The organism is Seohaeicola sp. (assembly GCF_048006315.1).
Classification (GTDB): Bacteria; Pseudomonadota; Alphaproteobacteria; order Rhodobacterales; family Rhodobacteraceae; genus Seohaeicola.
The window spans coordinates 213,699-226,684 of the sequence record NZ_CP180350.1; the positions used below are offsets into that span (position 1 = coordinate 213,699).

General features: G+C 64.2%; 9 protein-coding genes. 7 read left to right on the forward strand and 2 right to left on the reverse strand.

The window, feature by feature from the left end; all coding sequences use genetic code 11:
* The first annotated feature begins 65 nt into the window (after positions 1-65).
* From ACMUJL_RS01220 to hflX, 7 genes are all read left to right on the forward strand, one after another.
* Positions 66-2,399, forward strand: coding sequence for a sensor histidine kinase NtrY-like (locus ACMUJL_RS01220; RefSeq protein ID WP_375571028.1), 2,334 nt, complete (start codon positions 66-68; stop codon positions 2,397-2,399).
* A complete protein-coding gene (locus tag ACMUJL_RS01225) occupies positions 2,400-3,824 on the forward strand; it encodes a sigma-54-dependent transcriptional regulator (RefSeq protein ID WP_375571026.1) in 1,425 nt (474 codons plus the stop codon).
* A 342-nt stretch (positions 3,825-4,166) separates the two neighbouring features.
* Positions 4,167-4,469, forward strand: a complete 303-nt coding sequence (locus tag ACMUJL_RS01230; protein WP_375571024.1) for a hypothetical protein — start codon at positions 4,167-4,169, stop codon at positions 4,467-4,469.
* Complete coding sequence (gene trkA, locus ACMUJL_RS01235) at positions 4,466-5,842, forward strand: Trk system potassium transporter TrkA (RefSeq protein ID WP_068289801.1); 1,377 nt, start codon at positions 4,466-4,468, stop codon at positions 5,840-5,842. Before ACMUJL_RS01230 ends, trkA begins: the two co-directional genes overlap by 4 nt.
* Positions 5,843-5,854: 12 nt before the next feature.
* On the forward strand, positions 5,855-7,369 hold the full coding sequence (locus tag ACMUJL_RS01240; RefSeq protein ID WP_068289799.1) for a potassium transporter TrkG: 1,515 nt from the start codon (positions 5,855-5,857) through the stop codon (positions 7,367-7,369).
* A 173-nt stretch (positions 7,370-7,542) separates the two neighbouring features.
* On the forward strand, positions 7,543-7,782 hold the full coding sequence (gene hfq, locus ACMUJL_RS01245; RefSeq protein ID WP_068289798.1) for an RNA chaperone Hfq: 240 nt from the start codon (positions 7,543-7,545) through the stop codon (positions 7,780-7,782).
* Positions 7,782-9,056 carry a GTPase HflX gene (gene hflX, locus ACMUJL_RS01250; protein ID WP_375571021.1) on the forward strand — a complete coding sequence of 425 codons (1,275 nt, stop codon included), beginning with the start codon at positions 7,782-7,784 and terminating at the stop codon, positions 9,054-9,056. Before hfq ends, hflX begins: the two co-directional genes overlap by 1 nt.
* Positions 9,057-9,183: 127 nt before the next feature.
* Here the strand turns inward: hflX and ACMUJL_RS01255 are convergent, their stop codons facing one another.
* Together ACMUJL_RS01255 and ACMUJL_RS01260 are read right to left on the reverse strand one after the other, a co-directional pair.
* Entirely contained in the window at positions 9,184-10,197 is a 1,014-nt protein-coding gene (locus ACMUJL_RS01255) for a fatty acid desaturase (protein WP_068290193.1), read from the reverse strand.
* Positions 10,198-10,437: 240 nt separating this feature from the next.
* Positions 10,438-12,915 (reverse strand): penicillin acylase family protein, encoded by a 2,478-nt coding sequence (locus ACMUJL_RS01260; protein ID WP_375571019.1) that lies wholly within the window; start codon positions 12,913-12,915, stop codon positions 10,438-10,440.
* Between the last annotated feature and the right edge of the window lie 71 nt (positions 12,916-12,986).

Below are 12,986 nucleotides of genomic sequence, written 5' to 3' on the forward strand. Positions count from 1 at the left end.
CAGTCTGACCCGAAAAAAGCGGTCAGGCGCGTCACGCGCCACATCAATCAGGACGGGGGCAGCGGGTGATAACCCGGGCGCATGCACGCATCGATTGGAACAGGCTTGCGCGTCTGCGCCGCCTGAAGAAAGTGCAGAATGCCGCCACGCTGGGGCTGGTGTTTCTTGGACCTGTTCTTGCCATTGCCACCTTCCTTGTGCTTGGGCCGCTGGACCAGGGGGCTTCCGCCATCGGGTTGCGGCTGATCCTGCTGGTCGATCTGGTCTATGTGCTGGTGGTGGCGGCCTTGGTGCTGCAGAAGGTCGCGGGGCTGATCGCCGCGCGGCGGGCGCGCTCGGCCGGGTCGCAGCTGCATTTGCGGCTGACAGGGGTCTTTGCCCTGCTGGCACTGATCCCGACCGTATCGGTTGCGATCTTTGCGGGGCTTACGATCAACGTGGGCCTCGAAGGCTGGTTTTCCGACCGTGTGCGGCAGGTGGTGGGCAGTTCGCTGGCCGCCGCCGAAGCCTATGAGGAAGAACATCGCCGCGATCTGACGGATGATGCGCTGGCGCTTGCGGCCTATCTGGACAACAACCGGCGCAATACCTTCTTCATGGGGGATGGCGATGTGCGTCGGGTTCTGGCGACGGGGCAGGGGCAGATCCAGCGGGGCCTGCGCGAAGCCTATGTGATCGACGGCACCGGCGAGATCCGGGCGCGCGGTGAACGATCCTACCTGTTCGATTTCGAACCACCGGGGGCTGCGTCGATCATGGCCGCGTCCGAAGGCGGCGTGCAGATCATAGAGGATTGGGACAGCAACGAATTCCGCGCGCTGGTGCGGCTTGAGGAATTCGTGGACCGTTATCTCTATGTCAGCCGCGAGGTGGACGGAGAGCTTTTGAACCTGCTCGATGACACCAAGGAAACCGCGCGATTCTACCAGCAGCTTGAAAATGAACGCGGGCGCGTGCTGTTCGAATTCGGCCTTGTCTACCTTGGCTTTGCGGTGATCCTGATCCTGGCGGCGGTCTGGCTGGGCATGTGGTTTGCCGAACGCCTGTCGCGCCCCGTGGGGCGTTTGACGGGGGCGGCACAGCGCGTGGGCGCGGGCGATCTGGACGTGCAGGTGCCTGATGAGACGGGCGATGACGAGATCGCGATGCTGGGGCGCTATTTCAACCAGATGACCCGGCAGCTGAAGGGCCAGCGCGACACGCTTCTGGACAATACGCGCCAGATCGAACGGCGGCGGCGGCTGTTCGATTCCGTGCTGAGTTCCGTGACCTCTGGCGTGGTGGGGGTTGATGCCGAAGGGCGGGTGACCTTCGTGAACCGTTCGGCCGAACGTCTGCTGGACTGGCAGGAGGATCGGCAATCCGTGGCCCTGTCGGTGGCAGTGCCGGAATTCGGCCCGCTGTTCGACAGGCTGCAACAGGCGCAATCGGAAACGGCGCAGGACGAGGTCAAGGTCAGCCGGGCCGGACGGCTTGAGAACCTTCTGGTGCGCATGTCGACCCGGCGCGGCGAAGACGGGCGGCTGGAAGGCTATGTGGTGGCCTTTGACGATGTGTCGGATCTGGTCGCGGCGCAGCGCATGGCCGCCTGGGGCGATGTCGCGCGGCGCATCGCGCATGAGATCAAGAACCCCCTGACCCCGATCCAGCTGTCGGCAGAGCGGATCAAGCGGAAGTTCCGCAAGCATCTGGACGAGGCGACCGGCGGCGACCTGGATCAGCTGACGGATGTAATTGTGCGGCAGACGAATGACTTGCGGCGCATAGTTGATGAATTTTCCAAGTTCGCCCGCATGCCCGAACCCGAACGGCGACCCGAAAGCCTGACGGCGCTGGTGCGCGATGCGGTGCTGTTGCAGCAATCGGGGCAACCCGGCGTCGATATCGGCACCGATCTGGCCGATGATCCGCTGGAGGCCGAGGTGGACGCGACCATGGTGCATCAGGCCCTGACCAACCTGATCAAGAACGCGGGCGAGGCGATCGAGACCTTGCAGACCAAAGGCGCGCCCGAGGGTCACAGGCCGCAGGTGCGCGTGGTCACGGCGCGCGTCGGATCGCAGGCCGAGATCCGCATCATCGACAACGGCGTGGGTCTTCCCGAGGATCGCTCCCGCCTGTTCGAGCCTTATGTGACCACGCGCAGCGAGGGGACGGGGCTGGGCCTGCCGATCGTCAAGAAGATCATCGAGGAACATGGCGGCACCCTGACGCTGGAGGATGCGCCTTGCTTTGAGGGGCAGACATGGGCCGGGGCGATGGCCGTGATCCGCTTGCCGCTGGCGCTGTCCAGCGCGGCGGGGCCTGCCGCAGAGATTGAGCCCACGGCGGCGCCGGGTGAGGGGAAATACCCTGCCGGTTCCGCGCGTGGGCAGGAAAAACAGAGGAGTGGCAGATAGATGGGCGATATTCTTATTGTCGATGACGAGCGCGACATCCGTGAATTGATCTCGGATATTCTTGAGGATGAAGGATTTGATACCCGTCTGGCCGGCAATTCGGACGAGGCGATGGCCGCCATCAACACCGAGCCGCCCGCGCTGATGATCCTGGATATCTGGCTCAAGGACAGCCGGATGGACGGGATCGACATCCTCAAGACCGTCAAGCGCGACAACCCCGATGTGCCCGTGGTCATCATCTCGGGCCATGGCAATATCGAGATCGCGGTCGCCGCGATCAAGCAGGGGGCCTATGACTTCATCGAAAAGCCCTTCAACATCGACCAGTTGCTGGTGGTGATCCGGCGCGCGATGGAGACCAGCCGCCTGCGCCGCGAGAATAGCGAGCTGCGGCGCAAGGATGTGACGGCTGCGGAAATGGTCGGTGCATCAGGGTCTTACCGGGCGTTGATCAGCCAGTTGGACAAGGTCACCAAATCGAATGGCCGGGTCATGCTGACCGGTGCGCCGGGATCGGGCAAGGAGGTGGCCGCGCGCTACATCCATGCGAATTCCAATCGGTCGGGCGCACCTTTCGTGACCGTCGGCTGCGCCTCGATCGAAGCGGACCGGATGGAAGAGGTGCTGTTTGGCCGCGAAAGCGCCGAGCGCGGTGTCGAACCGGGCCTTCTGGAACAGGCGCATGGCGGCGTCATCTATTTCGACGAGGTGGCGGACATGCCGTCCGGCACGCAGTCCAAGATCCTGCGCGTGCTTGTCGATCAGCAGTTCACGCGACTGGGCGGGGCTGACAAGGTCCGTGTCGACCTGCGGGTGATTTCATCGACCAACCGCAACCTCGAGGCCGAGATCAAGGCCGGACGCTTCCGGCAGGAGCTGTACCACCGGCTGAATGTCGTGCCGATCGCGGTGCCGCCGCTGGTCGACCGGCGCGAGGATATTCCGCTTCTGGCGCAGCATTTCATCGCGTTGTTCAACCGCACGCAAGGTTTGCCGATGCGACAGTTGAGCGACGAGGCCGTGGCCCTGATGCAGACTATGGACTGGCCGGGCAACGTGCGCCAGTTGCGCAACCTGATCGAACGGGTGCTGATCCTAGGCGAGGGCACGGGCCCGATCGAGGTGCGTGACCTGCCGTCAAGCGAGGACAAGAGCAGCGATGACGGGCGCGTCGTGCTGTCTGGTGCGCTGGCGACGCTGCCGCTGCGCGAAGCGCGCGAGGCCTTCGAGCGGGAGTACCTGCTGACCCAGATCAACCGCTTTGGCGGCAATATCAGCCGCACCGCCAATTTCGTCGGCATGGAGCGCAGCGCGCTGCACCGCAAGCTCAAGTCGCTGGGTGTCGTGACGTCGGGCAAGGCGGGGGGCCGCCTTGCGCAGATGGATGACGAGATCGAAACGGCGGATGCCGACGAGGTCTGAGTGCGCCGGAACGGTCCAGCCCGGCGTCACGATCTGCCAGGTGCCGTCGCCATTGCGGATCGAACAGGAGTTGGGCGCAAGGCGCGGCAGGATCGTCGTGGCGGCGGTCGGGGCTGCCCGTTTGACGCCCTGCGGACAGGCCGGCAATTCGACAAAGGCATAGCCCTGCGCCGCCATGCACTGGTTCAGCACGCGCTGCCGCAAGGGGGCGTTGGCGTCCCAGGTCCGGATCTCGCCGCCGACGCGGTCATAGACCACGGTGCAATTTCCCGCGCTGTCGCAAACCTTGCGCGGCACGATGCGGACCGGATCGCGTTCGACCCTGCGGTCGACGGGCACGCGTTGCAGGCCCTCGACCTCGCAATTGGTCAGCGTGTCCTGCATCGCGGCCACGGTGGCGCCGGGCTTGTGATAGATGCCAAGGGGCGTGCAGGCCGCCAGGGCAAGCGCGGCGAAGGTCAGGGGAAGCCGCCGCACCAGGCGAAATGGTGGAAAAACCGGAAGGGTGAAAAACGCCATGACAGGGTACCTTTGAAACATGTCGGCCCCAGTGTGATGCGGCCTGCGGGAAATGACAATTCAATTGACCATGATGGGGCTATCTGCCATCCAAGGGCCTCGGAAACCAAGGAAACGCAGGCATGAAAATCATCATCTGCGGCGCAGGGCAGGTGGGGTGGCAGATTGCCCGGCATCTTGCGGGCGAGAAGAACGACATCACCATCGTCGACAACAACCCCGACCTTGTGCGCCGGGCCACCTCGTCGCTGGATGTGCAGGGAATCGCGGGCTTTGCCAGCTATCCCGACGTGCTGGAGCGCGCAGGCGCGCGCGACGCCGACATGATCATCGCCGCCACCTATTCCGACGAGGTCAACATGGTCACCTGCCAGGTGGCCCATTCGGTCTTTTCGATTCCGCGCAAGATTGCGCGTCTGCGCAGCCAGTCCTATCTGGACGCGATCTATTCCGATCTCTACCGCCGCGATCACATGCCCATCGACGTGGTGATCAGCCCCGAACGCGAAGTGGCCGAGGCTGCGCTGCAGCGGCTTTATTCGCCTGCGGCCTTCGACACCGAGGTGTTTCTGGGCGGGCGCGCGCAATTGCTGGGCATCACCATCGAGGAAGATTGCCCCGTGGTGAATACGCCGCTCAGGCAGTTGACCGATCTCTTCTCGACCCTGCGCGCCATTGTCGTGGGGGTGCGCCGTGACGGCATCCTTTTTGCCCCCGAGGCCGAGGATCAGCTGTTCGTGGGCGATGACTGCTATGTCTTCACCGTGAACGAGGATATCCACCGCACGCTGGAAATCTTCGGCAAGACCACCCGCAAGCAGGAACGCGTGGTGATCGTCGGGGGCGGCAACGTGGGCCTTGCGGTGGCCCGCGCGCTTGAGGAAGGCACCCAGAAGATCCGCGCCAAGATCATCGAGAAGAACCGCAAATCCGCCGAACGCGCCGCCGAGGTGCTGGAACGGACCATCGTTCTGAACGGAGACGGGCTTGATGCGGCATTGCTGGCCGAGGCGAATATCAGCCGCGCCGATGCTGTGCTCTGCGTGACTGATGACGACAAGACCAACATGCTGGCCGCCGTGCGGGCGAAATCCGAAGGCTGTCCGATGGCGATCGCCCTGATCAACGATCCCACGATGGTGCCGCTGATGGGGCCGCTGGGGATCGATGCCTATATCAACCCGCGCGCCACCACCGTGTCATCCATCCTGCGCCATATCCGCCATGGTCGTGTGCGCGGGGTCTATTCCATCGGCGATGCCGAGGCCGAGATGATCGAGGCCGAGGTTCTGTCCACCTCGCCCATGGCGGGCAAGAAGGTGCGCGACATCGACTTTCCCGAAGGCGTCCTGGTGGGCGGCCTTCTCAAGGGGAACCAGGTGGTCAAGCCGAATTCCGATACACGGATCGACGAGGGCGATATCGTGGCGATGTTCTGCCTGGCCAAGGACGTTCCCGAGGTCGAGAGGCTGTTGCAGGTCTCGATCGATTTCTTCTGAGGCAAGCCAGCGATGCGCGCCCGCCTGTTCGATCAACCGCTTCTGATCCTTCTGATCGGCATGGCGGGCCTGTCGATGTATCTGCCGGCCATTCATGCCGCCGTGCTGCTGCGCCATTCCGAGGCGCGCGCCTTCTTTTATGCCGGTACGCTGACCCTCACCATCGTGACGCTGGTGGCCATTGCCATGGCCGCGCAGCCGCGCCGCCGCAGTTCGATGCGCAATCTGGCCGCGCTGGTCGGGGCCTATCTGCTGTTGCCGCTGATCCTGGCGGTGCCCTTTCACGATGCGATCGGCACGACCTCCTTTCTGAACAGCTATGTCGAGATGGTGTCGAGCCTGACGACAACCGGCGCCAGCCTTTTCGAACCGGGGCGCCTGTCGCCGACCTTGCATCTGTGGCGCGGGCTGGTCGGATGGATGGGCGGTTTCCTGATCTGGGTGGCGGCCTCGGCCATACTGGCACCGCTGAACCTGGGCGGGTTCGAGGTCACGGCCATGGCCGAGCCGGGGCAGGGCGAGACCCGCTTTACCCAGGGTGGCCTTGCCGATCCGCAGCAGCGCATCATCCGGGTGACCCTGCAGTTGCTGCCGATCTATGCGGGGCTGACGCTTTCGCTCTGGCTCTTGCTGCTGGTGCTGGGGGACCCGCCGCTGGTGGCGCTGATCCACGGGATGTCGGTGCTGGCGACCAGCGGCATCTCGCCCCTGGGCGGGGTCGAGGGGGCATCTTCGGGCGTGCCGGGCGAGGTGGTGATCGCGCTTTTCCTGATGTTCGGCCTGTCACGGCTGACCTTTTCGTCGGATACGATCACTACGGCACGGCGCGGAATTCAGCATGATCCCGAATTTCGCCTTGGCATGACGATTGCCCTGGGGGTGACGCTGATCCTGTTCATCCGCCATTACATGGCCTCTTTCCAGGTCAGCGGCGATGCCGATCCGCTTGTGCCGCTCTATGCGCTGTGGGGAAGCCTTTTCACCATCCTGTCCTTTCTGACCACCAACGGCTTTGAAAGCGTGCATTGGGACGCGGCCCGCACCTGGTCCGGGCTTGGCACCTCGGGCATCATCCTGATGGGCCTTGCCATGATGGGGGGCGGGGTCGCGACCACGGCGGGCGGGGTCAAGCTGCTGCGGGTCTGGGCGCTGTACCTGCATGGCCTGCGCGAGATGGACCGCCTGGTGCATCCCTCCTCGATCGGGCATTCGCGCACCGGCAGCAGCCGCATCGCCCGCAAGGGGGCGTTCTTCGCCTGGATCTTCTTCATGTTCTTCGCCATCTCGCTGATGGTGCTGGTGCTGGGGTTCTCGGCCCTTGGCAGCAGTTTCGAGCAGTCCATGGTGTTGGCCGTTGCCGCCCTGACGACGACCGGGCCGCTGATCTCGGCCAGCGCCGAGATGCCGATTTCGCTGATCGGGCTTGCCGAAGGGGCCAAGCTGCTGTTCTGCGCGGGGATGGTGCTTGGCCGGCTTGAACTGCTGGCCTTCATCGCGCTGCTGACAAGCGGTTTCTGGCGCGACTGAACGCATCGCGATCCTGTCCGATCCCCTTTTGCCGGTCATTCGCACGACAGCCACGGGGAAACACCCGTATAAAGGGCTGATTTTTGACTGGAATCTTCGGGAACCGCAGATCATAGTAAACGGACAGGGACATTGAACCGATCCGCGGTCACTGCAAGAACAAAGGCTTTCACATGGCTTCCGACAAACAGAATCTTCAGGATGCATTTCTAAATCACACGCGGAAAACAAAGATCCCCGTGACCATTTTCCTGATCAACGGCGTCAAGCTGCAGGGTGTGATCACCTGGTTCGACAACTTCTGCGTGCTGCTGCGCCGCGATGGCCAGTCCCAACTGGTCTACAAGCATGCCATCTCGACGATCATGCCGTCGCAGCCGATCAACCTTTATGACGGTGAAGACACCAATTGATGGAACATGACCGGGTTGCCACCCGTGCCTGGGTGCTGCATCCCGAACTCAAATCCGAACAGGACCGCCGCGCCCCCGAGCACAAGCTTGAAGAGGCCGTGGCGCTGGCTGATGCGCTTCCCGATCTGGAGGTCGTTGGCGCCGATGTCGTGCGCTTGCAGCGCCCGCATCCCGGCATGCTGTTCGGCAAGGGCAAGATCGCCGAGTTGAAGGACAAGTTCAAAGCGGCCGAGGTCGAACTGGTGCTGGTCGACGGCCCCGTGACGCCGGTGCAGCAGCGCAACCTCGAAAAGGAATGGAAGGTCAAGCTTCTGGACCGAACCGGCCTGATCCTCGAGATCTTCTCGGATCGCGCGCGCACCAACGAGGGTGTGCTGCAGGTCGAGATGGCCGCGCTCAGCTATCAGCGCACGCGCCTGGTGCGGGCCTGGACCCATCTTGAACGGCAGCGCGGCGGGCTGGGCTTCGTGGGCGGTCCCGGCGAAACCCAGATCGAGGCGGATCGCCGCGCCATTGACGAACAACTGGTGCGCCTGCGTCGCCAACTGGACAAGGTGGTCAAGACGCGCACGCTGCATCGCGCCGCCCGCGCCAAGGTGCCTTATCCGGTCGTCGCGCTGGTGGGCTATACCAACGCCGGCAAGTCGACGCTGTTCAACCGGCTGACCGGGGCCGATGTCCTGGTCAAGGACATGCTCTTTGCCACGCTCGATCCGACGATGCGATCCGTCAAACTGTCCGAAAACGGGTCCGAGATCATCCTGTCCGATACGGTGGGTTTCATCAGTGACCTGCCGACCGAGCTGGTCGCCGCCTTCCGCGCCACGCTGGAAGAGGTGCTGGGCGCGCATCTGATCGTGCATGTGCGCGATATCAGCCACCCCGACACCGAGGCGCAGGCGCGCGACGTGCGCGATATCCTGGCCTCATTGGGCCTGTCGGACTCGGTGCCCATGATCGAGGTCTGGAACAAGATCGACCGGCTTGATCCCGCCACGCGCGAGGCGGTTCTGGCCAGTGCCGCCCGCCATGACCAAGTGCAGGCGATCTCGGCCGTGACCGGCGAGGGGCTGGATGCGTTGCTGGCCGCGATGACCGCGAAGCTTGAAACCGCGCGTCATCCGGCGACGATCAACCTTTCATTCGCCGAAGGGCGCAAACGCGCCTGGCTGCATGACCAGGGTGTGGTCGAGGCCGAAACCCAGACCGATGACGGGTTCGACATCTCGGTGCTCTGGACGGCGCGTCAGGAAAAGCGCTTTCGCGACATGTGATCCCGCAAGGGTGGCGCAAGTCGCAGACCGCATGCCAAAGGGGCGCCCCATCACAAGGGCGCCCCTTTGTCGTTCTTCTTGCCTCAAATATCCATTCCGAAGGCGCGGTGTCGCGCGCGGGTGCGGATCAGGCGGGCAGGTTGCGTTCCGCCTCGAACGAGATCAGCCGCCGATTGGTTTCGTCCCACAGGTGGAATTTCACGCAGGACAGGCTTTCGCGGAAACCAAGCCGCTGGGCCTGTGCCAGCTCGCCATGGTCGCGCAGGACCTGGGGCAGCTTGTAATAGGGGATGCGCGCATAAAGGTGGTGCACGTGATGGATGCCGATATTCGCGGTGAACCAGCGCGCCAGCGGCGGCAGGTCGTAATGCGAAGAGCCATGCAGCGCCGCGTCATGGATCTGCCACTCGCTGTCGCCTTCCCAGTAGGTATCCTCGAACTGGTGCTGGATATAGAACAGCCACATGCCGATGGTGGCCGCCAGCAGGACGCTGGGCAGGAAGATCAGCAGGATCGGCGCCCAACCCGCATAGGCGTAAAGCCCCACCAGAAAGCCAAGCGTGGCCAGATTGGTGCCCATGGCGCTGACCCAGTAGAGCCAGCCCGAGGACATCAGCCCGTAGGGAAGGCGGTTCTGCAGCAGGAACAGGTAGCCCGGCCCAAGCCCGAACAGCACAACGGGATGGCGGTAAAGCCGGTACATGAAACGTTCCCATCCGCTGGCCGCGCGATACTCGGCCACGGTCATGGTATGCACATCGCCCAGGCCGCGCTTGTCCAGGTTGCCGGTGCTGGAATGATGGGCGGAATGGGTGCGGCGCCAGACGTCATAAGGTGTCATCGTGAAGACGCCCAACAGGCGGCCGACCCAGTCACCGATGCGCTTGTCCGCGAAAAAGGCGCCATGTCCGCAGTCATGCTGGATCAGGAACAGCCGCAGCACGAAGGCGGCATTGGCAAGACCAAGCACGAAAGCCAGAGTGTAGCTGAAGGACAGGGCCCAAAGCGCCAGCGCCCAGATCCCGATGAAGGGCAGAACGCTGATGGCCACCTCGAAGGCGCTGCGCGCGGGATCGGGTTCGCGGTACCGTGCGAGGATCCTGACCCATTCCTGCGCGGAGCGGGTCGGAGTTGAAGACATGTCAACAGAAGGATCGGTCAGGACGGGTGTCGCGGCAGAAGCGGGGCGGGCGGCGTCATTCAGACGCTGGACGGGCGCGTTCATCGAAGGGATAGGTCTCTTTATTGTCGTTTATCTTGCCTGTTCCGTGCGGTGGTAAAGCAGAACGGCCGCCGAGTTGAGAAAACATCGCATCACATGATTGCCAACATGCCGCAGGCGCGGCGTAGGCGCGGCGCAGTTGCGGGGGCCCCGGCATGATCAGCGGGGTTGCAGCACCGTGACGCCCACCGCCGCGGCGCGGGCAAGGTTCTCGTCCAGCGACATCGGGATGTATTCGCCGCGCCGCCACAACTCGCCCAGGTCGTCATAGTGGCGCGACAGGAAATGCCCCGATTGGCCAGTCGAGGTGACAAAGACCGAACTGTCCGGGTCCGCGAAATCATAGACGCCGCGATAGCCCGCACCATGCACGTTGAGAAAGGGATCGTCGCCCTTGCCCAGGGTGCGCCCGCGCAGCAGCGTGTGATCGCCGCCGCTGGTGGACTGGCGGATGTTCACGAAATACCGCAGCAGCGGCACTTCGCCCAGGGCAGGGTGATCATGGGTGGCCTGATGCGCATCGCCCCAGCGCAGCGCTTCGATCTGGCTGCCGTAGCGCTCTTCGATCCAGACCAGCGCATCGTCCAGCGCCAGGCGCGCCATATCGGTGCAGGTTTCGACCGGGGCGCTTTGGATCACGTCGCACCAGACACCCGCGCCATCGACATCGCGGTAGACGCGCTCGATGAACAGCGGCTCGACATGGGTGAACTCGTCGGCCAGGGGACCGATCTCGTCCCGGATCAGCCGGTCCTGCAGCGCGCGCAGCCATGCGGCGTAGATCAGCGGCTCCGGCAGGTGTTCGTTCATCTCGCCGTTCCAGTTGGCCAGCAGATCCAGCGCCCGCTGCCGTTGGCGCATGCGGGTGCCTTCGGGGGCCGCCGATCCGGTGAACCACAGATCCGCTGCCACCAGTGACAGCAGCGATTGCGCGGTCACGCTGACGGTGTCCAGCTGCGCCTCGATGAAACTGTCGCGCGTGTGCACCTCGCGCATCTGCATCAGCCGCTGCCAGCGCTGCACCCGTTGGCTGTCGCCCCAGACGTGGCTGACATGCAGCGGAAAGGGGCGGTTGACGATCTTGTTGTTCGTATTGCCCAGGATACCGCCCTGCGGATTGACGAATTCGGGGTTTGAATCGTAGGGCAACGCCCCTTGCCAGCGATTGCCTGCGATCCATCCGGGGCTGGGGATGCGCCCCTGGCTCTGGTGCTGCACGTCGCGGCGCGGGGCCTGGCCGATGGTTTTCAGGGCGATCTGCACGCCGTCCGCCAATGTCAGGTTCTGCGAGGGGGCGATGAAGCCTTCGCCGGCGGCCAGCGCCTCCTGCACCGTGCGGGCATACATCAGTCCAAGGCCCGCGCTCATGGTGGTGTCCGCAGGTGTCAGGGCGGTCCAGGCCAGACTTGCCACATGCCCCGGCGGGGTGATCGTGGCCAGGTTGGCATGGCTGCCGGGCAGCACGGGGCCGTTTTCGGTCCAGCGCAGGGTCAGGGTCACCGGGGCCGCACCCTTGATGTTCACGATAGAGGGGCGCGTCTCGAAGGGTTTGAACCCCTTGGGTGTCAGGTATTCCTCGGGGTTGTCGGGGTTGAGCTGCTCGATGAAGAGGTCCTGATCATCGAGATAGGACGAGGTGATGCCCCAGCCCAGATCCTCGGATCGGCCCGACAGCACGATTGGGATGCCGGGAATGGTCCCTCCGATCACGCCACCAGCCGACAGTTGCATCCGCGCCAGGTACCAGATGGTCGGCGCGCTGAAGCCCAGATGCGGATCAGAGGCCAGAAGCGTGCCGCCATTGGCCGACCGCTGCGCCGCCGCCGCCCAGGCGTTCGAGGCGCCGGCCAGCTCGAAGCTGCGAAAGGGCGACAGCGGATCGGCGGGCACATCGTCCGCCATGGCAAAGCGCGGCAATTCGGCATCGAACAGGCTGGCGTAGGAGGGCAGGGCCGCCACGCCGCTGCCCGGCGCATCGGGCAGGATATCGATCAGCCGCGCGGGATCGGGCAGTGCCAGCGAGGTGCGGGCGCGCTTGATCTCGGCCGACATGTGGCCCGACAGCTGCAGCGCCATCAGCTTGATCATCGCGATGGAATCCGCGGGCTGCCATGGCGCCACAGGCGCGTTGAACAGGAACATCTCGGGCGCGCCACGCCCCAGCGCACCCTCGTTGATCTCGGCCAGGCGGGCGTTCACGCCATTGGCATAGGCCTCGAGCGCGGCAAGGGTCCGGGTGTCCTGTACCTCGACCGACCGCTGCGCCAGCGTGTAGAGGTCCAGACGCCGGATCAGCGTGTCGATGGGCAGGGTGCGCGTGCCGAATATCTCGGACAGCCGCCCCTGCACCGTGCGGCGCATGGTCATCATCTGCCACAGGCGGTCCTGCGCATGGGCATAGCCCAGCCCGTAAAACACATCGGCATCGCTTGCACCGAAGATATGGGGCACATTGGCATTGTCGCGCACGATCTCGACCGGGGCGGATGGCTGCGCGGCGCCTTCCGGGATGGCGACGGTGCGATCGTAGTCGGGAAGCGAGCGGCCCGCGAACCAGAAGACCAGCGCGATGCCCGCCACCGCAAGGATGATCAAACCTCCGGCAATCCGCAACAACCACTGGATGACCCGCACCATTCCGAAACGCCCCTTGCCCCTTGCAATCCGCCCGTTAGCTAGACACAAACCAGAGGGAACACAATCACGCA